The 21,466-nt window shown below is 74.4% G+C and carries 8 protein-coding genes; 2 read left to right on the forward strand and 6 right to left on the reverse strand.

Annotated elements, in window-relative coordinates; translation table 11 throughout:
- Positions 1–20: 20 nt before the first annotated feature.
- The 5 genes from HNR40_RS36190 to HNR40_RS36210 all read right to left on the reverse strand — a co-directional run bounded on the left by HNR40_RS36190 (position 21) and on the right by HNR40_RS36210 (position 18,565).
- On the reverse strand, positions 21–8,228 hold the full coding sequence (locus HNR40_RS36190) for a type I polyketide synthase (protein ID WP_184969495.1): 8,208 nt from the start codon (positions 8,226–8,228) through the stop codon (positions 21–23).
- 11 nt (positions 8,229–8,239) lie between these two features.
- On the reverse strand, positions 8,240–16,084 hold the full coding sequence (locus HNR40_RS55345) for a type I polyketide synthase (protein ID WP_184969497.1): 7,845 nt from the start codon (positions 16,082–16,084) through the stop codon (positions 8,240–8,242).
- 94 nt (positions 16,085–16,178) lie between these two features.
- Positions 16,179–17,654, reverse strand: a complete 1,476-nt coding sequence (locus HNR40_RS36200; RefSeq protein WP_184969498.1) for a helix-turn-helix transcriptional regulator — start codon at positions 17,652–17,654, stop codon at positions 16,179–16,181.
- A gap of 346 nt (positions 17,655–18,000) precedes the next feature.
- On the reverse strand, positions 18,001–18,249 hold the full coding sequence (locus HNR40_RS36205) for a hypothetical protein (RefSeq protein ID WP_184969500.1): 249 nt from the start codon (positions 18,247–18,249) through the stop codon (positions 18,001–18,003).
- 37 nt (positions 18,250–18,286) lie between these two features.
- Complete coding sequence (locus HNR40_RS36210; RefSeq protein ID WP_184969502.1) at positions 18,287–18,565, reverse strand: hypothetical protein; 279 nt, start codon at positions 18,563–18,565, stop codon at positions 18,287–18,289.
- 74 nt (positions 18,566–18,639) lie between these two features.
- Here HNR40_RS36210 and HNR40_RS56695 point away from each other — a divergent pair, with 74 nt between their 5' ends.
- Positions 18,640–18,768 carry a hypothetical protein gene (locus tag HNR40_RS56695; protein ID WP_281395636.1) on the forward strand — a complete coding sequence of 43 codons (129 nt, stop codon included), beginning with the start codon at positions 18,640–18,642 and terminating at the stop codon, positions 18,766–18,768.
- Positions 18,769–18,788: 20 nt separating this feature from the next.
- On the opposite strand, the gene HNR40_RS36215 is transcribed toward HNR40_RS56695, so the two are convergent.
- On the reverse strand, positions 18,789–19,730 hold the full coding sequence (locus HNR40_RS36215) for an AraC family transcriptional regulator (protein ID WP_184969504.1): 942 nt from the start codon (positions 19,728–19,730) through the stop codon (positions 18,789–18,791).
- Positions 19,731–19,819: 89 nt separating this feature from the next.
- On the opposite strand from HNR40_RS36215, the gene HNR40_RS56700 reads away from it, so the two are divergent.
- Complete coding sequence (locus tag HNR40_RS56700; protein ID WP_281395638.1) at positions 19,820–21,463, forward strand: alcohol dehydrogenase catalytic domain-containing protein; 1,644 nt, start codon at positions 19,820–19,822, stop codon at positions 21,461–21,463.
- Positions 21,464–21,466 lie beyond the last annotated feature (3 nt).

Genomic DNA, 21,466 nt, shown 5'->3' on the forward strand with positions numbered 1-21,466 from the left:
GCAAGTGCTCCCCTGAGGCGTCACAGCGAGTCGTGGTCCAGGAGCCGGAAGAGCTCCTCGTCGGTGGCGGTGTCGAGGTCGACGCCGGGCACGGCGCTCCCCCACTGGTCGAGCAGCCGCCGCATGCGATCGAGCAGGCCCGGTTCGCCGGCGCCCGAGGAGAGCGCGGCCTCCAGGTAGTCGAGCGAGGCGAAGGCGGACGGGAACCGCACGGCCTCCACCGAGGCGGACAGCTCGTCCCTGAGGTAGCCGGCGACCGCGCCGGGTGTCGGGTAGTCGAAGATCAGCGTGGCGGGCAGGCTCAGGTCGGCGGCGACGCCCAGCCGGTTGCGCAGGTCCACCGCGGTCAGCGAGTCGAGGCCCAGGTCGCGGAAGGCCTTGTGGAGCTCGATGGCGTCCGGCTCCTCGTGGCCCAGGACGACGGCGGTCTCCACGCGGACGAGCTCGGTCAGGGCCGCGTCCAGGTCGGCGCCCGACAGGGTGGCCAGCGAGCGGTCCGGCGCTGACGGCTCAGGGGTGAGGCTGTCGGCCCGTCCCTGGGCGGGGGCCGCGACGTCGAGCCAGTAGCTGCGGCGCTGGAAGGCGTAGGTCGGCAGCTCGGCCGGCCGGGCGCCGGGGAAGCAGGGTGTCCAGTCCACCTGGACGCCTCTGACGTGGACCTCGGCCAGCGAGGTGAGGAAGCGGTCGAGCCCGCCCTCGTCCCTGCGCAGCGTGCCGGCGACGACGGCGCCCGCGAGCGTCTCCTGGATGCCGGAGGTGAGCACGGAGTGCGGGCTGATCTCGATGAACACCTGGTGGCCCTGCTCGGACAGGCCGCGTACTGCCTCTTCGAAGCGGACGGGCTCGCGCAGGTTGGCGTACCAGTAGCCGGCGTCCATCGGCGCGTCGCCGATCCAGCCGGCGGTCACGGTCGAGTACAGCGGGATGCGGCCGGCGCGCGGTTCGACCGGGGCCAGCGCGTCGAGCAGGCCGGTCCGGATGCGTTCGACGTGGGGCGAGTGGGAGGCGTAGTCGACCGGGATGAGCCGGGCGCGGGCCCCGTCGGCCTTGTGCCCGGCGACCAGCGCGGCCACCTCTTCGGGATCGCCGGAGATCACGACCTGGGCGGGGCCGTTGACCGCCGCGATCGCCACCCGGCCCTCCCTGACGGCCACCTGGCCGGGCGGCAACGCGATCGAGGCCATGGCGCCGCTTCCGGCCAGGCCGGTGATGGCGCGGCTGCGCAGGGCCACGACCAGCGCGGCGTCCTCGATCGACAGATTGCCCGCGACGCAGGCGGCGGCGATCTCCCCCTGGCTGTGGCCGACGACCGCGTCCGGGCGTACCCCGTAGGACTCCCAGAGCGCGGCCAGCGCGACCATCACCGCCCACAGCAGCGGCTGCACCACGTCGACCCGCTCGGGATCGGGCGCGCCCGGCACTCCGCGCAGCACGCCTGAGGGCGACCATTCCACGTACGGCTCCAGCGCCCGCTCGCAGGCGGCGAACCGTTCGGCGAAGACCGGCGCCGATTCCAGCAGTTCCACCGCCATCCCCGCCCACTGCGAGCCCTGGCCGGGGAAGACGAAGACGACCTTGCCCTCGGCGTCCGCGACGCCGCGTACCACGCGGCTGGACGAGGTTCCCTCGCTCAGTGCCGCCAGCGCGCGCTCGTGCCCGCCGCTCTCATCGGGCAGGAGCACGGCGCGGTGCTCGTGGGCGGCGCGGGTGGCCGCCAGGGCGAGGCCCACGTCGCGGGCCGGCGCGCCGGGGTGCTCGGCGAGAAAGGCGGCGAGCCGTTCGCCCTGGCCGCGCAGCGCACCGGGGCTACGGGCGCTCACCGGCCACGGGACGATCCCGTCGGACGGCTCGACCTCGCTCGGCGACTCCTCCCGGGCCTGTTCGATGATCGCGTGCGCGTTGGTGCCGCTGACGCCGAACGACGAGATCCCGGCCCGGCGCGGCGCGTCCGTCTCGGGCCAGGGGCGGGCCTCGGTCAGCAGTTCGACGGCTCCGGCCGACCAGTCCACGTGCGGGCTGGGCTCGTCCACGTGCAGGGTCTTGGGCAGCACGCCGTGCCTGATGGCCTGCACCATCTTGATGACCGCCGCCGCCCCGGCCGCGGCCTGGGTGTGCCCGAGGTTGGACTTTAGCGAGCCCAGCCACAGCGGCCGGCCGTGCTCGCGGTCCCGGCCGTAGGTGGCGAGGATGGCCTGCGCCTCGATCGGGTCGCCGAGCGTGGTGCCGGTGCCGTGTCCCTCGACCACGTCCACCTGGGACGGTTCGAGGCCGGACGCGGCCAGCGCCTGACGGATCACGCGCTGCTGCGAGGGTCCGCTGGGCGCGGTCAGGCCGTTGGAGGCGCCGTCCTGGTTGACCGCGGTGCCGCGGACCACGGCCAGCACCTTGTGGCCGAGCCGCCGGGCGTCGGCGAGGCGTTCGACCAGGAGCAGGCCCACGCCCTCCGCCCAGCCGGTGCCGTCGGCCGAGGCCGCGTACGCCTTGCACCGGCCGTCCGGGGCCAGGCCCCGCTGGCGGGAGAACTCCACGAACACCGTGGGCGTCGCCATGACCGCGACCCCGCCCGCGAGCGCCAAGTCCGACTCGCCGGTACGCAGCGACTGCACGGCCAGGTGCAACGCCACCAGCGACGAGGAGCACGCGGTGTCCACGGTCACCGCCGGGCCCTCGAACCCGAACGTGTAGGCGATCCGGCCCGAGGCGACGCTGCCCGCGTTGCCGTTGGCCAGGAACCCTTCCAGCGGGACCGGGGCCTCACCCACCCGAGGCTGGTAGTCGTGGTACATCACGCCCGCGAACACGCCCGTCCTGCTGCCGCGCAGCCCGGCCGGGTCGATGCCCGCGTGCTCGAACGCCTCCCACGTGGCCTCCAGCAGCAGGCGTTGCTGAGGGTCGGTGGCGAGGGCCTCGCGCGGCGAGATGCCGAAGAACTCGGCGTCGAAGTCGGCCGCGTCGTGCAGGAAGCCGCCGTGCCTGGTGTAGGAGGTGCCGGGGCGGGCCGGGTCGGGGTCGAACAACGTCTCCACGTCCCAGCCCCTGTTGTCGGGGAACTCGGAGACGGCGTCCCCGCCCTCCGCGACCAGCCGCCACAGGTCCTCCGGCGAGCGCACGCCGCCGGGCAGCCGGCACGCCATGCCGACGATGGCGATCGCGTCGTCGTCCGTGGCCGGGGCGGGCGCCCGTACCGTTTCCGCCTGGCCGGTGTCGCCGTGCAGTTCGGCGCGCAGGTGGTCGGCCACGGCGCGCGGGGTCGGGTGGTCGAAGGTCAGCGTGGCGGGCAGCCTCAGGCCGGTGGCCTCGTTGAGCCGGTTACGGAGTTCGAGGGCGGTGAGGGAGTCGAGGCCCAGGTCGGTGAAGGCCCGCCGTACCGGGATCTGCTCGGGCTCGGTGCCGAGCACCGCGGCGGCCTGCGCGCGCACGAGGGCCAGCAGGTCCTCCTCCACCCGCGCGGCCGGGCGCGCCGCCGTCGGTCCGCCCGCCCGCCGCGCGGTCCTGCGCGCCGGACGGACCAGCTCACGCAGCAGCGGCGAAACACCGGCTCCATCCGGTACAGCTCGCGCGTCGAGCGCCGCGGGCACCACCACCGGCAGGCCCGCGCCCAGGGCGGCGTCGAACAGCTCCAGACCCGCCCGCTCGCCCAGCGGCAGAATGCCGCCCCGCGCGAGCCGGGCCCGGTCCAGCGCCCCGAGGCGGGCGGTGATGCCGCTGCCGCCCTCCCACAGGCCCCAGGCCAGCGACAGCGCGGGCAGCCCGGCCGCGTGCCGGTGCTCGGCCAGGCCGTCGAGGTAGGCGTTGGCGGCGGAGTAGCCGGCCTGCCCGGCGTTGCCCAGGACGCCGGCGACCGAGGAGAACAGGACGAACCAGGCCAGGTCCAGGTCCTGGGTGAGCTCGTGCAGGTGCCGGGCGCCCTCGGCCTTGGGGCGGAACACGGTCCGCAGCCGGTCGGGGGTGAGCGCGCTCAGTACGCCGTCGTCGGTGACGCCCGCCGTGTGCAGGACCGCCGTCAGGGGGTGCGCGGCGGGCAGGCCCTCGATCAGCTCCCTGAGGAAGGCGCGGTCGGCCACGTCTCCGGCCCGGATGTCAACGCGTTCGCCCCATTCCTCCCGCAACTGAGCCGCGCCGGGCGCCTGGTCGCCCCGGCGGCTCAGCAGGAGGACGCGGCGGGCGTTGTAGGTCGTGAGCAGGTGGCGGGCGAGCAGCGTGCCGAGCGTGCCGGTGCCGCCCGTGATCAAGATGGTGCCCTCGGGGTTCAGCGGGCGGGTGGCGCCCGATCCTGTCCTTGTTGTCAGGCGGGGTGTGAGGGGTCGCCCGGCGCGCACGGCGATCTGTCCTTCTCCGCCTGCCAGGGCGCGGGCCTCGTGTGCCGTCGCCTCGCCGTCGATCAGGACGATGCGGCCCGGGTGTTCGGCCTGCGCCGAGCGCACCAGCCCCCACACTGCGGCGGCGCTCGGCTCCACTTCGTCTTCCGGTACGGCGGCGACGGCTCGGTGGGTGAGCACCACGAGGCGGGCGGTGCCGTCGAGTTCGGCGGTTAGCTCGGCCAGAACGTGACGGGCCGCCTCGTCCGGTTCGGAGCCGGGGGTGGCGGTGATCACTGTCAGCTCGCCGTCGTGGGCCGTGGCGGGGGTCTCGCGCCAGGCGACGCTGTACAGGCCTTCCGGGCGGGCGGCGGGCTTGGCCACGCGGAGGCGGAGGGCTTCGACGGTGAGGACAGGGGCGCCTTCGGTGTCGTACACCTCGACGCGCCACTCCTCCGGGGCGGTGGGCGTGAGCCGTACCCGGGCGGCGGCCGAGCCGGCGGCGTGCAGCCGGACGCCGCGCCAGGCGAACGGCAGGCGGTTGCCCTCCTCGGGCAGCGTCTCGTACGCCGCCAGGTGGAGGGCGGCGTCCAGGAGGGCCGGGTGCAGGCCGAAGCGGGCCGCCTCTTCCCGCTCGTCCGGCGCCAGCGCCACCTCGGCCAGCAGCGACTCGCCGTGCCGCCAGGCCGCGCCGGTCCCCTGGAAGGCGGGGCCGTAGTGGAGTCCTGTGCGGGCCAGCGTGTCGTAGAGGTCCGCGACGTCCACGGCGACGGCACCGACCGGCGGCCAGAGCTCCAGCGAACCGGCCTCCTGGCCCTGCTCGGAGACCTCGGGGAGCAGGCGGCCGGTGGCGTGTCTGGTCCAGTGGGCGCCTTCTGCGGGCCGGGAGTGCACGGTGACGGCGCGTGCGCCGGTCCCGTCCGGGGGTTCGACGCCGACCCGCACGTAGGCGGCGCCGTCCAGCGTCATGGGGGTCTCGATGACCAGCTCGTCCACGACGGGGGCGCCCACCTGCTCGCCCGCCCTGACGGCGAGTTCGACGAAGGCGGTGCCCGGCACCAGGACGGTTCCGGCGATCACGTGGTCGGCGAGCCACGGGTGCGAGCGGGCCGACAGGCTGCCGGTCAGCAGGACGGCGTCCGTCTCCGCGTGCTCGGCCAGGCCGCCGAGCAGCGGGTGGTCGGGGGAATCGAGGCCCAGCCTGCCTGGATCGGCGGCCGCCGGGCGCGTCTCCAGCCAGTGGCGCTGCCGCTGGAACGCGTAGGTGGGCAGGTCGGCCCGTCGCGCTCCGGGGAAGAACGCCGGCCAGTCCACGGGGCTGCCGTGAATGTGGGCGTGGGCGAGCGCGGTGACCACGCTCGTCTCCTCCGGGCGGTCCTTACGCAGGGCGGACGCCAGGAGCGGGGCCTCGATCGTGAGCGACTCGCGGGCCAGGGCGGTCAGGACGGCGTCGGGGCCGAGTTCGAGGTAGGTGGTGGCGCCCTGTTGCTCCAGGGTGGTCACGGCGTCGGCGAAGCGGACGGGGGCGCGTACCTGCCTGACCCAGTAGCCCGGGTCGGACAGCTCGTCCTGGGTGGCCGCGCGGCCGGTGAGCGTCGAGATCAGCGGGATGCGCGGCGCGGAGAAGCCGACGTCGGCGAGAACCTCGCGGTAGGCGTCGAGCATGGGCTCCATGCGGGCCGAGTGGAAGGCGTGGCTCACGGTCAGCCGCCGGGTACGCCTGCCGAGCGCGGCGAACTCGGCGGCCAGTGCCGCGGCCGGTTCCTCCTCGCCGGAGATCACCACGGAGGCGGGGCCGTTGACCGCGGCCAGCGAGACGCCGGGCGGCAGGGTGATCTCCCGCTCGGCGGCCTCGATCGCGAACATCGCGCCGCCCGGCGGAAGCTCCTGCATCAGCCGGCCGCGCGCCGCCACGACCGCCGCGGCGTCGGCCGCCGACCACAGCCCGGCCACGTGGGCCGCGGCCAGTTCGCCGATCGAGTGGCCGGCCACGAAGTCGGGCCGCACGCCCCAGGACTCGAACAGGCGGAACAGCGCCACCTGCAGCGCGAACAGTCCCGCCTGGGTGTAGACGGTCTGGTCGAGCAGCCCGAGGCCGCCGAACACCACCTCGCGCACCGACGGCCCCCGAAGGTGCGTGTCGAGCGCGGCGGCAGCGGCCTCGAACGCCTCGGCGAACACGGGAAAACGCGCGTGCAGCTCGCGGCCCATGCCGGCGCGCTGGCTGCCCTGGCCGGTGAACAGGAAGGCCAGCCCGCCGCCGGCGCCGCCGCGGATCACCCGCGCTGAGGGTTCACCGGCGGCCAGGGACGACAGCCCGGCCACCAGGCTCTCCCGGGTGTCGGCGACCACGACGGCGCGCTCGGGCAGCCGCGCCCGGCCCGCGGCCAGGGAGAAGCCGAGGTCGAACGGGCCCGGCGCCGCCGCGCCGGCCGCGAACGCCGCCAGCCGGGCGGCCTGCGCGCGCAGGCCCGCCTCGGTCCGCCCCGACACCGCCCAGGGCACGACCCGCCCCTCCCCCGGCTCGCCGGTCACGTCGAGCAGGTCCGGCGCGGCCGGGGGTTGTTCGAGGATGACGTGGGCGTTGGTGCCGCTGATGCCGAAGGAGGAGACGCCCGCCCGCCGGGTGCCGTCCGGCCATGGCCTGGCCTCGGTGAGCACCCTGACGGCGCCCGCGCTCCAGTCCACGTGCGTGGTGGGCGCGTCCACGTGCAACGTCCTGGGCAGGACGCCGTGCCGGATCGCCTCGACCGCTTTGATCACCCCGGCCAGGCCGGCCGCCGCCTGCGTGTGGCCGATGTTCGACTTCACCGATCCCAGCCAGAGCGGCCGTCCGTGCGGGCGGCCCTGTCCGTAGGTGGCCAGCAGGGCGTGCGCCTCGATGGGGTCGCCCAGCGTCGTGCCGGTGCCGTGCGCCTCGACCAGGTCCACCTCGGCGGCCGACAGGCCGGCGGCGCTCAGCGCCTGGCGGATCACGCGGCGCTGGGCGGGGCCGTTCGGCGCGGTCAGGCCGTTGGACGCGCCGTCCTGGTTCACCGCGGAGCCCTTGACGACCGCGAGCACCTGGTGCCCGTTCCTGACCGCCTCCGACAGCCGCTCCAGCAGCAGGAATCCTCCGCCCTCCGCCCAGCCGGTGCCGTCGGCGGCGTCCGCGAACGCCTTGATCCGCCCGTCGGCGGCCAGCCCGCGCTGGCGGGAGAACTCCACGAACCCGAACGGAGAGGTCATCACGGTCACCCCGCCCGCCAGGGCCAGGTCGCACTCGCCCGCGCGCAGCGACTGCGCCGCCAGGTGCAGCGCGACCAGCGAGGAGGAGCACGCGGTGTCCACGGTCACCGCCGGGCCCTCGAACCCGAAGGTGTAGGCGATGCGGCCGGAGGCCACGCTCGCCGCGGTCCCGACGATGAGGAAGCCGTCCACGGCGGGCGGAACCTCGCCGGCCCCGGCGGCGTAGTCCTGGCCGTTCATGCCGGCGAAGACGCCGGTTCTGCTGCCTTTCAGCGTCGTGACGTCGATCCCGGCCCGCTCGAACGCCTCCCACGCCGTCTCCAGCAGCAGCCGGTGCTGCGGGTCGGTGGCGAGCGCCTCGCGCGCGGAGATGCCGAAGAACTCGGCGTCGAAGTCGGCCGCGCCGTCCAGGAAGCCGCCGTACCCGGTGGTGGAGGTGCCGCGCCGGTCGGGGTCGGGGTGGAAGAGCCGCTCCAGGTCCCATCCGCGGTCATCGGGGAAGGGCGCGATGGCGTCGCGCTCGTCGGCGACCAGCCGCCACAGGTCCTCGGGCGACTGCACTCCGCCGGGGAAGCGGCAGGACATCGCGACGACGGCGATCGGCTCGGTCTTGTCGTCACGCACGCGCTGGAGCTGGCGCCGCGTGTCCTGGAGTTCGGTGGTGACCCGCAGGAGCAACTGCTTGATCTGGTCCTCGCTCATCGACTTCTCTTTCACAAAAGGCCAAGGGTCTTGTTGACGAAGGCGAGCAGCGCCTCGTCGTCGGCGGGGGGCGGGTCGGTCTCGGGTGCGGCCGGGCGCCAGCCGCCGGCCAGGCGCGCCAGGCGGGTGGCTGCGGTGTCGCGTTCGGCTTCGGTGACGCTCTCGCTCGCCTCCGCCAGCAGGGTCTCCAGCGCCTCGATCCCGGCCAGGACCGCGTCGATGGTGACCGCCTCCGGCTCGGGGGTGAGCTCGGCGTACAGGTGATCGGCGAGTGCGGCGGGGGTGGGATGGTCGAAGACGGCCGAGGGCGGGAGGCGCAGACCCGTCGCGGCGGCCAGCCGGTTGCGCAGCCGTACCGCGCCGAGCGAGTCGAACCCCTGCTCCTTGAAGGCCCTGGCGGGCTCGACCGCCTCGGGAGAGCGGTGTCCCAGCACCGCCGCGACGTCGGCGCGGACGAGGGTGAGCAGGGCGCGCCGCCGCTCGGGCTCCGTCATGCCCGCCAGGCCGTCCAGCGGCCGCGTCTCCGCGGGCGCGCTCGCGGGCAGCAGCTCACGCAGCAGCGGGCGCTCGCCGTCCATGGCCGTCCAGTCCGCGTCGGCGATCACGAGGTACGGCTCGCCGCGCTCCAGCGCCCCGCCCAGCGCGGCGAGCGCCCGGACCGGCGACATGGCCCGGAGGCCGTGACCGGCCAGCGTGCGTTCCGCCGCGGCGGACATGAGGCCGTCGCCCGCCCAGGTGCCCCAGGCGATCGAGGTGGCGGGCAGCCCGAGCGCCCTCCTGCGCACGGCGAGCGCGTCCAGGTAGGCGTTGCCGGGCGCGTAGTTGCCCTGACCGGGCACCCCGCAGAGCCCGGCGACCGAGGAGAAGAGCACGAACGCCGTCAGCCCGAGGTCCTTCGTCAGCTCGTGCAGGTGCTCGGCCCCGCCGGCCTTCGCCCGCAGGGCCCGGTCGATCCGCTCCGGGGTCAGGTCGCCGATGAGGGCGTCGTCCAGGGCGGCGGCGGTGTGGACCACCGCGGTCAGCGGGTACTCCGCCGGCACCGACGCGACCACCTCGGCCAGCGCCTCCCGGTCGCCGGCGTCGGCCGCGGCGAACGTCACCTTCGCGCCCGCGGCCGAGAGCCTGGCCCGCAGCGTGGCGGCGCCGGGCGCGGCCTCACCGCTCCTGCTCACCAGCAGCAGGTGCCGGGCGCCGCGCTCGGCCAGCCAGGTGGCCACGTGCCCGCCCAGCGCGCCGGTGCCGCCGGTGATCAGCACGGTGCCGTCGCTCTCCCAGCGGTGGGCGCGCGCGGGCGGTTCCGCGCGGACCAGCCGCCGCGTGTGGAGACCGCTCTCCCGGACGGCCAGTTCCCGCTCGTCGCCGCCGAGCGCGGCGGCCAGCCGTTCCCAGTGCCGCTCGTCCGGCTCGGCGGGCAGGTCGATGAGGCCGCCCCACGCTGCGGGGTTCTCGACGGCGGCGACCGTGCCGAACCCCCAGGTGAGCGCCTGCGCGGGGACGGGCGGGCGATCCCGCTCGCCGATGGAGACGGCCTCGCGGGTGACCAGCCACAGGGGTACGGCGCGGCCCGCGTCGTCCAGCGCCTGGGCCAGGGCGACGTTCGCGCCGTGGTCGGCCAGGAGGGACAGGACTCCGGTGAGCTCGCCCTGCCCGGCCAGATGGGCTGCGAGGTCGGCGCGGGCGGCCCGCCGTACCGTGAGGGTGACGACCTCGGCGCCCCGCTCGCGCAGCGCCCGTGCGGCGGGCTCCGCCCACGCGCCGTGCTCGGGCGCGACGAGCGCCCACCTCCCCCGCAGTACGGCGCCCGGCCCGCGCACCTGCCGCCAGACGAGCTGGTGGGTCCAGGTGTCGGCGCGGGAGGCGTCCAGCCAGTGACGTTGCCGTTGGAAGGCGTAGGTGGGCAGCTCGGTCAGCTGGCCGTCGGTCGCGGCGCTCCAGTCGACGTCCGTCCCGTTGACGTACAGGTGGGCCAGGGCGGTGAGGAACGACTCCGCCTCGGGACGGTCCTGCTGGGCGCTGGCGGCGACCGTGCGCGGGGGCGTCCCGTCGAGGACCAGCGCGCTCAGGACGGCGCTCGGGCCCAGTTCCAGGTAGTCGTCAACACCCAGCTCACGCAGGGTCGTCACGCCGTCCAGGAACCTGACCGGCCGGCGGATGTGCCTGGTCCAGTAGTCCGGGTCGCGCAGTTCCCCGGCCGTCGCCAGGCGGCCGGTCACGTTGGAGACCACCGGGACGCGCGGATCGGCGAACTCCAGCCCGGCGGCGACCTGGTGGAAGGCGTCGAGGACCTCGTCCATGTGCGGTGAGTGGAAGGCGTGGCTGACGGCCAGGCGCTTGGCCCGGCCGCCCGCGGCGCGCCACGTCTCGGCGAGGTCGTCCACGACCGCCGCGGCACCGGAGACCACCACCGAGCGGGGGCCGTTGACCGCGGCGACGTCCACCTCGGCCAGGTGCGGGGCGATGAGCTCGCGCACCTCGCGCTCGCCGCCGTCCAGGGCGAGCATCGCGCCGCGCGCCGTCACCGCGGCCATCAGCCGGCCGCGCGCGGCGACCAGCGCGCACGCGTCGGCCAGGGACAGCACCCCGGCCAGGTGGGCGGCGGTCAGCTCGCCGATCGAGTGGCCGATCAGGTGGCTCGGACGCAGCCCGAACGACTGCGCCAGGCGGAAGAGCGCGACCTCGTGGGCGAAGATCGCGGGCTGGGCGTAGGCGGTGTCGTCCAGCAGTGCGGTGTGCGCGCCGCTCATCACCTCGCGGAGGGGATGGGCGAGGTACGGGTCCAGGTGGCCGGCGACTTCGGCGAGGGCGTCGGCGAACACCGGGAAACGCTCTCCGAGCCCGCTCCCCATGCCGGGCCGCTGACTCCCCTGCCCGGTGAACAGCACAGCCAGCCGCCCCGCCCGCCCAGCCCGCCCCTGGACCACCACGGGCAGCGCCACCTGGCTGGCCCCGCCGTTGACCCGCACAGGTGGCGCCACCTGGCTGGCCCCGCCGTTGACCACCGCAGGTGGCACTTTCTGGTCGGCCCGGCCGTTGACCACCGGCGCTTCCTGGCCTGCGTGGCCGCTGACCACTGCGGACGGCGTTTCCAGGCCGCTGACCAGCGCGGTTGGCGTTTCTTGGTGGGCGGCGATCGTGTCCAGGCCTGCCAGCAGGGCTTCGCGGTGGTCGCCCAGGATGACGGCGCGGTGCTCCAGCGCGGCCCGGCCGGTCGCCAGTGTGTGGGCGACGTCGCTGACACGCACCGACGGGTCGGCGGCCCGGTCGCGCAGGCGTGCCGCCTGCTCTGCCAGTGCGTCCTCGCCGACGGCGGTCACCACCCATGGGGCGGGGCCGTCGCCCCGGGCCGGGGGTTCTGCCTCTTCCTGCGCCTGTTCGAGGATCAGGTGGGCGTTGGTGCCGCTGATGCCGAAAGAGGAGACGGCTGCTCGGCGTGGGCGCGCGACGGCCGGCCACGGCGTTGGCTGTGCGAGCAGTTCCACGGCCCCTGCCGTCCAGTCGACGTGCGGTGTGGGCCGGTCCAAGTGAAGCGTCCCGGGCAGCGTCGCCGCGCGTAGCGCCTGGACCATGGCGATGACACCGGTGACACCGGCGGCGGCCTGGGTGTGGCCGAGTTGCGACTTCGAGGAGCCGAGCAGCACCGGACGCTCCCGGTCGCGGCCGTAGGTGGCCAGTACCGCCTGCGCCTCGATCGGGTCGCCGAGCGCGGTCCCCGTCCCGTGCGCCTCGACGGCGTCCACGTCGGCGGGTGACAGGCCGGCGTTGTCCAGCGCCCGCCTGATGACCCGCTCCTGCGCGGGACCGTTCGGGGCGGTCAGCCCGTTGGACGCGCCGTCCTGGTTGACGGCGCTGCCCCGGATGACGGCCAGCACCGGACGGCCCTCCCGCCGGGCGGCGGTCAGCGGCATGAGCAGCACCAGCCCGACCGCCTCCGACCAGGCCGTGCCATCGGCGGAGGCGGCGAACGGCTTGCACCTCCCATCCGGGGCCAGCCCGCCCTGGCGGCTGAACTCCGTGAACATCCCCGGCGCCGCCATCACCGTCGCCCCACCGGCGACGGCCCGCTCGCACTCCCCCAGGCGCAGCGACTGCACGGCCAGGTGCAGGGCGACCAGCGAGGAGGAACAGGCCGTGTCCACGGTGATGGCCGGCCCTTCCAGGCCCAGCGTGTACGCGAGGCGACCGGAGGCCACGCTCGCCAGGGTGCCGGTGAGCACGTGGCCCTCGTACTCCGGTGGCGCCTCGTGCAGCGGCGGGCCGTACTCCTGCGGCATCACCCCCACGAACGTGCCGGTACGGCTGCCGCGCACGCTCGCCGGGTTGATCCCGGCGCGTTCGTGGAGCTCCCAGGCCGACTCCAGGAGCAGCCGCTGCTGCGGGTCCATGGCGGCGCACTCGCGCGGGCTCAGCCCGAAGAAGGCGGCGTCGAAGCGGTCGGCGTCGTACAGGAAGCCGCCTTCGCCGGTGACCGAGCCGCCAGGGCCGTCGCCGGTGCGCAGGCGTTCCAGGTCCCAGCCCCGGTTGCCGGGGAAGGGGCCGATGGCGTCGCGACCGGAGACCAGCAGGTCCCAGAGCTCTTCCGGGGTCCCGGCGCCGCCCGGCCAGCGTCCGCTCATGGCGACGATCGCGATGGGCTCCCCGGCCGCCGGGGTTGCCGCCTCCGCCCGGGCGTCAGGCGCGTGGCCGTTGCCGGTGAGGAAGGCGCCCACGGCCGAGGGGGTCGGGTGGTCGTAGACGAGGGAGGCGGGCAGCGCCCGGCCCGCGGCGGCGCTCAGCCGGTCGCGGAACTCCACCGCACCGGCCGAGTCCAGGCCGAGGTCGCCGAAGGTGCGGGTCTCGTCGACCGCGTCGCCGCTCGCGTGGCCGAGGACGATGGCGAGAGCGGCCTTGACCAGGTCGAGAGCGTCTTGCCCGGATTCCTGGACGTCTCGCCCAAGCTCCCGGGCGTCCCGCAGCACCTCTCGCCCTGCCGCCCGGACGTCTGGCCCTGCCGCCCCGACGTCTCGTCGGGCCTCCAGGATGTCGAGCCCAGCTTTCGCGGCGGTGGGGGCGGGGCGGGCCGCAGGTGCGTCCGGGGTCGCTCCCTGGGTGGTGTCGAGCCAGAGTCTGCGGCGTTGGAAGGCGTAGGTGGGCAGGTCCACGGGCCGCGCGCCGGGGGCGACGGTGGCGGGCCAGTCCACCGCGCCGCCGGCCACGTGGAGGCCGGCCAGTGAGGTGAGGAAGCGCCGCAGGCCGCCCTGGTCTCGGCGGAGCGTGCTGACGCTGAGCACGCCGGGGGCGCTCTGCTCGATGCCCTCGGCGAGCAGGGGATGCGGGCTGGTCTCGACGAAGAAGCGATGGCCGTCGGCGGCCGCCGACGCGACCGCCCGTTCCAGCTCGACGGTCTGGCGGAGGTTGCGGTACCAGTAGTCCGCGGTGAGCTCCGCCGTGTCGAGCGGGCCGCCGGTGACCGTGGAGTAGAAGGCGATGCCGGTGCTACGGGGGCGTACATCGGAGAGGTCGTCGAGGACGCGCTGGCGGAGCGGCTCGACCTGGGGCGAGTGGGAGGCGTAGTCGACGGGGATCTCGCGGACCCGGACGTCCTGTGCCCGGTAGGTGGCCAGGAGTTCCGACAGCGCGCCGGGCTCGCCGGAGACGACGGTGGCCGAGGGGCCGTTGACGGCGGCCACGGCTAGCCGGTCGGACCATGGGGTGAGCCTCTGGCGGACGTCCGTGGCGGGTGCGGCGATGGCGGCCATCGCTCCGCCGCCTATCGTGGCGACGGCCCGGCTGCGCCGTACGACGATGGTGGCGGCGTCGTGGAGAGTCAGCGCGCCGGCGACGTGCGCGGCGGCGATCTCGCCCTGAGAGTGCCCGATGACGGCGTCCGGACGCACCCCCGCCGACTCCCACAGCCGCGCCAGCGACACCATGACCGCGAAGAGCGCGGGCTGGACCACGTCCACCCGCTCGAGCGACGGCGATCCGGTACGGCCGGCCAGCACGTCGAGCAGCGACCAGTCCAGCCGCAGGGCCTCGGCGCACTCCTCCAGGTGCGCGGCGAACACCGGCGACTCACGCAGCAGCCCGGCGGCCATGCCCGGCCACTGCGAGCCCTGACCGGGGAAGACGAAGACGGTGCCCCCGCCCGGCCCGGCCGTGCCCCGGACGAGCCCCGCCGCCTGACCTCCCTGGGCGAGCGCCCGCAGCGCGGCCCGCGCCTCCTCGGCCGCGCCGACGACCACTGCCCGGTGCTTGAACGCCGTCCGCGTGGTGGCCAGCGACAACGCCACGTCCGCGGCGTCGAGCCCATCACGCTCCACCGCCTCGTCCAGCCGCCCGGCCTGCTCGCCCAGCGCCGTTTGCGAGTCGGCGGACAGCACCCACGCCACGACGCCCGGTGCGTCGGCGGACGGCGCCCACGCCACGACGCCTGATGCGTCCGCGATCAGCGCCTGCTCCACAACGTCGGAAGCGTCCGCTGACGACGCCTGTGCCACAACGTCCGAAGCGCTCGCGGGCAGCGCCCCGACGTCTGGAGTGTCGGCGGATGATGCCCGTGCGGCGGCGGGGCGGTGCTCCTGCGCGGCGGGGGACGGTGGTGGTTCGGCCAGGATCAGGTGGCAGTTGGCGCCGCCCATCCCGAACGAGCTGACCCCGGCCACGAGCGGACGCTCCGGCGCGGGCCACGGCCCGAGCGTGGTCTGGACGCGCAGGTTGAGCCGGTCGAGCGGGATGCGCGGGTTGGGCGAGTCGTAGTTGAGGCTGGCGGGCACCTGCCGGTGCGCGATGCTCAGCACGGTCTTGAGCAGCCCGGCGATGCCGGCGGCGCCTTCGAGGTGCCCGACGTTCGTCTTGACGGACCCGACGGCGAGCGGGCCGGTCACGCGGCCTTCGCCCAGGGCCTGACCGAGCGCCTCGGCCTCGATGGGGTCGCCGACCTTGGTGCCGGTCCCGTGGAGTTCCACGTACTGCACGGCGGACGGCGGCACTCCCGCGCGCCGGGTGGCCAGCCGGATCACCTCGGCCTGCGCGGCCGCGCTGGGCACGGTGAGCCCGTCGGTCCTGCCGTCGTGGTTCAGGGCGCTGCCGAGGATCACCGCGAGGACCCTGTCGCCGTCGGCCACGGCACGTTCCAGCGGTTTGAGCACGACCAGCCCGCCGCCCTCGCCCCGCACGTAGCCGTTGGCGCGGGCGTCGAAAGTGAAGGAGCGCCCGTCCGGCGAGAGCCCGCCGAAGCGCTCGGCCTGCTCGGTCGCGCCGGGGGCGAGGTTGAGGTTGACTCCGCCGGCCAGGGCCAGGTCCGCCTCCCCGCGCCGCAGGCTCTCGACGGCCAGGTGTACCGATACCAGCGAGGAGGACTGGGCGGAGTCGACGCTCAGGCTCGGCCCGCGCAGGCCCAGGGCGTAGGAGACGCGGTTGGCGATGAGGCCGCGGTTGAGGCCGGGCATGGTGTGCCTGCTCAGCGCCTCGGGACCCGCCTGGGCGGTGAGGGTGGCGTAGTCGGCGGCGATCGCGCCGACGAAGACGCCCGTGGACGTGTCTGACAGGGTGGCGGGCACGATCCTGGCGTGTTCGAGCGCTTCCCAGGCCAGTTCGAGCACGAGCCGTTGCTGCGGGTCCATCGCGGCCGCCTCACGGGGCGAGATGCCGAAGAACTCGGGGTCGAACCGGTCGACGTCCGCCACGAACCCGCCGTAACCCCCGAGCCCGGCCCAGCGGCCGGGAGGCGGATCGGTGATCGCGGACCGGCCGGTACGCAGCAACTCCCACAGGGCGGCCGGGTCGCCGGCGGCGGGCAGCCGGCAGGATATTCCGATGACGGCCACCGCGCCCGCCGGGCTGGAATAATCCCACTCACGCGAATTGCCGCGACCCATCTTCGCTCCCTATCGTGGACCGGCGATAAAGCTGGATCAAGCATCGCCAGTCCACAAATAGGGGGGTACCCCTAATGACCCCAGAACGTGAAATCTAATCGAGGCGGGCGGGCAGGTCGAGACGCCGGGAAATGCCGAGCTTGCGATAGATGTGGGTCAGGTGTTGCTCGACCGTGCTGACGGAGACATAGAGTTTCTCCGCGATCCGCCGATTGGTGTATCCCTGGGCTGCCAGGGTGGCGACCCGGCGTTCGGCGTCGCTCAGCAGCTCGCGCGCCCCCGGCTCCGCGTCCAGGCCGGGCCGCTCGATGGTCAGCGCCCTGCGCTCGAACAACCTGGCCCGGTGCGCCTGACCGAGCTGGGAGTTCACCGATGCCAGCGCCTTGAGCGCCCCGGCCAGCCCGGCCTGGTCGCGCACCACCTGGAAGATCTCCACGGCTTCCTCCAGCAGCGCCTGGCGGGCCTGCACGGGTGAGGCCGCCGCGCGCAGGGTCAGCGCCGCTCCCCTGCCCTTCGACGGGCCGGGCGGCAGGAGCGCCAGGTGGTCGGCGACGAGTTCGCACGCCCGCTCCGGTCTGCCGAGGTCCACGTACGAGCGGGCGGCGCCGAGCCGCCAGGGCACGATGCCGGGCAGGTCCAGGCCCCAGCGGGCCATGGCGTCCCCGCAGGCGGCGAAGTCGTCCAGGGCGGCGCGCGGCGCGCCGGTCGCGAGGGCGTACTCGCCTCGGGCGTAGCGGTAGTGCAGGCCCGCCGGGGTCTGAAAGGTGGCTTCGGGCACCGGTACGGCGAGGTAGCGCGCGGCCTCCTCCGGCTTGTCCAGGGCGAGTTTGGCGCTCACCATGCTGGCCAGCGGGAAGCTCAGGGCCACGCCCCATTCGCGCAGCGACAGGTGGGTGAGGGCGGCGTGGGCGCACCGCTCGGCCTGTGCGGGGTCGCCCTGCCGTACGTGGATCTCGGCCTGGATCGCGGCGAACACGCCCAGCCAGGCGGGGTCGCAGTGGGTGGTGGTCTGTTCGAGCAGCGGTACGCACCAGCGGGCGGCCAGGTCGGCGCGACCGGCGTACACCAGCGTGATCAGGGCGGAGGTCAGCGACTCCAGCGCGCCCTCGCCCATGGGGCAGTGCCGGAGCACCTGCTGGGCGTGGCGGACCGCGGCGCGCTCGTCGTGCTCGCCGAGCAGGGCGTTGAGGACGTCGAGCCCCTCCAGGCCGGTGACCACCTCCACCTGCCCGCCGGACGGCGGGACCCCGAGGTCCGGGTACCAGAAACGGATCCAGGCGGCCGAGTCCAGCCACGAGCCGGGCCCTTCCGCGATCACGGAAACGGCCTCGTCCACCCGGCCACGCCAAAGCAGCATTTTCACCGAACGCGAATCGACGGCGGCCCGCCGGGTGTCGAACCATTCGTCGATCAAATGCGCCACGCGGGCCGAGGTCTTCTCGTCCAGACATACCTCGTCGAAAATACGGCGAAGCAGTCTCGCCGGAGCGTCGTAATCGCCGGAAGAATAGCGCGACAATCGCCTGGCCGCGGTCCGGCCGACGGCGACCCGTGAATCCATGACATTCATCAGTGCAACATCCCCGCCAGAACGGGCGGCGTGGGTGACCGTCACCGAACCCCGGCCGCCGCCAAGATCGACACTCATCCTCAGGCCCAGCCGTCACCCGCCACTCGCGGACATCCGGCGAGCAGTATTAACCTACATTTCCTACTAATAAACCATGTAATTGATTGATCGTCAAGGAGGCGTCCAGGTCAGGACCTCCTCCCACGCCGGACTCGTCAAGATCACCGCCACGTCCCGACCAGGCGAAGGCGGGCTCGTAACCTGCGGCTGTCCCGGCCCCGTTGAGAGAGCGGCGCAAGTGGGAACCCGGTGTGTCAGACGCCTCGGCTTCGAGGTACGCCCGGCGCTACCCGGCCCACTGGTTTCCCCGCGCGACAACGGCGGCCCCGGTTTCGATCCTCACCCGCATGAGCGGCCCGCCCTGTACGACCGTGGTGGCCGCTTCATGCTCACCGCACCAGCGGGCTCCCCTGGAGACCGCCGCCACCGTGGTCCGCGTGGGGCCGCGCGTCCAGTCGAGCAGGAACTGCGGGGGGTGAGCCAGGGCTATGCCCGGCAGCATGATGCCGCGTGCCAGATCCGGCGCCAGGGGCATCGGGCGGTCGTGCTGAGGGCCGCCGCCATGCCGGTCGTCACTTTCCGGGGTCGCGGTTGTAGAGCTTCTTGGCCCAGAGGTAGCCGAGGAGGGCGATGGCGGCGCTCCAGGCGATGGAGCGGGTGAGGCTGTCGCCGAGGGGGGCGTCGGTGAGCAGGGCGCGGAGGGTTTCGATGACGGGGGTGAAGGGCTGGTTTTCGGCGAACCGGCTGGGCGTCTTCGGCGGGCCGCTGTGCGTCCTGGCCGCCCAACTGATCCCGACAAAGCCCGATAAATCGCCCAGGCCCCGAAAAGTCGCCCGCGCGGGAAAAATCACGCGAAAGCCTGGCCGTCGAAGAGAACACGGTCAAGCAGGAGAGCGAGCGCCAGCGCTTCAGCGACGCCCTCTCGTTGCACCTGAGCGCCATCCACCCCGGCTCCGCCGCCCTCATCGGCCCGGTCATCTACGCGGTCCTGCCCCTGCACGCGCCGGGCCACGCCGAGCAGCGCGAGACTCCTGTGCGCGGGAGCTCCAGGTGACGCCGGACGACGGCGCGCAGTTACCGGCCCTGGGCTCCTGGCGGGCAGCCCACGCGGCGGTACTTGCCGGGGGCCATGCCGTACTGGCGCTTGAAGGCGTTGGAGAAGGCGTACTCCGAGCTGTAGCCGACCACGGCGGCGATCTCGCCCAGCGCGGCGTCCTTGTCGCGCAGCATGCGGGCGGCGGTGCCCAGCCGCCACCAGGTCAGGTAGGTCAGCGGCGGTTGCCCGACGAGCTGGGTGAACCGGCGGGAGAACGCCGCGCGGGACAGGCCCGCCCGGCGGCCGAGCGATTCGACGGTCCACGGGTCGGCGGGGTGGCGGTGGATGCCGTCCAGCGCCGCGCTGATGGCGGGGTCGGCCAGCGCCGCGGCCCAGCCGGCCCCGCAGTGTTCCGTCGAGAAGGCGAACCAGGCGCGCAGGATGTACAGGAGCAGCGTGTCCAGCAGCGCCGACACCACCAGGTCCGCGCCCGGCCGGGGGGAGTCCATCTCCTTGCCGAGCAGTTCGACGGCGGCGCGCAGGTCGGTGTTGTGGCCCAGCTTGGCGGGGAGGTGGATCATCTCGGGCAGGTCTCTGAGCAGCGGATGCGCCCGGCCGGGGTCGAGCCGGTAGCCCCCGCAGAGCGTCACCGTGGTGGGCCCGGAGCCTTCCATGGTGGCCGAGGCGAACAGTTCGGCGTCGTCGTAGGGGTCGCAGTCGGAATCGGCGACGGGGGTGGCGGGCGAGTCGGCCAGCGTGTAGCCGTGGCCGTGGGGGAAGAACAGCACGTCGCCGGCCCCGACCGGGATCGGCTCGCCCTCCGGCGGGATCGCCCAGCACGAGCCCTGCAGAATCACCTGGAAGCCCGCCGAGCCGGGCGCCGACGGGAACCGCTGCCCCCACGGCGCCGGCCACGCGACCCGCGCCGAGCGCGGCACGCCGATGCGCATGGAGGCGATCACATCGCTCAGGACGTCCATGACGTCAGTCTAGCCACGGAGACGATCGCGTATCTCTCGCAGACGAGAGGGCATTGGGTGACTCGTCCACGGGTCTTAGCGTGGACGGCATGACAAGAGTCCTGGTCAGCGGGGCGACCGGCACGATCGGCCGTCCGCTGGTGAGCCAGCTTCAAGAAGCGGGCGCCGACGTGCGCACGGTGACGAGAGAACTGACCGACCCGGCCGCGCTGGCGGCGGCGCTCGACGGTGTGGACGCGGTGTTCCTGTTGTGGCCGTTCGCGTCGGCCGAGGGTGCTCGTGAGGTGCTGGAACTGGTCGGGGCGCGGCGGGTGGTCTATCTGTCCTCGGCCGCCGCCCGGCCGTACGAGGTGGAGATCGAGCGTCTGGTCGCCCGGACCGCGCGGGAGTGGACGGTGCTGCGCCCGCACGCGTTCGCGGCCAACACGTTGCGCTGGGCCGAGCAGGTCCGGGCGGGGGTCGTGCGGCAGCCGTACGGGGAGGCGAGGTTCGCTCCCCTTCACGAGCGGGACATCGCGGCCGTCGCGGTACGGGCGCTGCTCGGCGACGGCCACGACGGCGCGGTCTACACGCTGACCGGGCCCCGGTCGCTCACCCAGCGGGAGCAGGCGCTGGCGATCGGCGCCGCGATCGGGCGGCCGGTGCGCTGGGCGGAGGAGCCCCCGGCCGAGGCGCGGGAACGGATGCTCGGGCTGGGGTGGCCGGCGCCCGCCGTGGACGGGATGCTGCGCGCGCTCGCCGCGCCCGGCCCGGTCCCGACCAGAACCGTGGAGGAGGTCACGGGGGTGCCCGCGAGCACGTTCGAGACCTGGGCGAACGAGCACGCCGCGGACTTTCTCGCCACCATGCGGGCCGCCCGCGTCCACGAGTACGGCGACGCCTCGGTGATCTCGCTGGAGGAGGTGCCGGTGCCTCGGCCGGGTCCCGGCGAGGTGCTCGTCGAGGTGGCCGCGACGTCGTTCAACCCGTCGGAGGTCGGGCTGCGGATGGGGCTGCTGGGTGACACGCTCGGCATCACGTTGCCGCACACGCTCGGCTGGGACGTCGCGGGGACCGTGATCACCGGGGCGGGCGGCCTGTCCCCCGGCGACCGGGTGATCGGGCTGATCGACGGGGCGGCGGCCGAGTACGCGGTCGCCAGGGCCGACATGCTGGTCAGGGCGCCGGAGCGGATCCCGCTGGCGGACGCGGCGGCGGTGCCGGTGGCGGGGCTCACCGCGTGGCAGGCGGTCTTCGAGCACGCCCGGATCGGGCCCGGCAGCCGGGTGCTGATCAACGGGGCCGGGGGCGGGGTCGGGCTGTTCGCGGTGCAGCTGGCCAAGCACGCGGGGGCGTACGTGGTGGCCACCGCGAGCCCGCGCAGTGCCGCCGCGATGCTCGCGCTGGGCGCCGACGAGGTCGTCGACTACACCACTGCTCCCCTGCCGTCCGGCAACGACGTGCTGATCAACCTGGTGGCCGAGCTGCCCGCCTCGGTGACGCGGCTGGCCGAGGAGTTCGTGTCGGTCACCCGGCCGATCGAGCATCCACAGGCCGTTCACTTCGTGGCCCGCAACGATCCGGGTCAGCTGGCCGAGCTGGTGGCGCTGATCGACAAGGGCGTGGTGGACGTCGAGGTGGACGCCCGGCCGCTGGCGGCGCTGGCGGACCTGCACCGTGCGGCCGAGCGCGGGAATGTCCGGGGAAAGGTCACGGTGAATATGGACGCCGTTGAGAGAGCGCGTTCTCAATAAGCA

It is taken from the genome of Nonomuraea endophytica, from assembly GCF_014203235.1.
Classification (GTDB): Bacteria; Actinomycetota; Actinomycetes; order Streptosporangiales; family Streptosporangiaceae; genus Nonomuraea; species Nonomuraea endophytica.

Bases quoted from the DNA above. Each gene is read 5' to 3' on its own strand.
- HNR40_RS36190 (WP_184969495.1), bottom strand. From the start codon at position 8,228: ATGAGCGAGGACCAGATCAAGCAGTTGCTCCTGCGGGTCACCACCGAA.
- HNR40_RS55345 (WP_184969497.1), bottom strand. From the start codon at position 16,084: ATGGGTCGCGGCAATTCGCGTGAGTGGGATTATTCCAGCCCGGCGGGC.
- HNR40_RS36200 (WP_184969498.1), bottom strand. From the start codon at position 17,654: ATGAATGTCATGGATTCACGGGTCGCCGTCGGCCGGACCGCGGCCAGG.
- HNR40_RS36205 (WP_184969500.1), bottom strand. From the start codon at position 18,249: ATGCCCCTGGCGCCGGATCTGGCACGCGGCATCATGCTGCCGGGCATA.
- HNR40_RS36215 (WP_184969504.1), bottom strand. From the start codon at position 19,730: ATGGACGTCCTGAGCGATGTGATCGCCTCCATGCGCATCGGCGTGCCG.
- HNR40_RS56700 (WP_281395638.1), top strand. From the start codon at position 19,820: ATGACAAGAGTCCTGGTCAGCGGGGCGACCGGCACGATCGGCCGTCCG.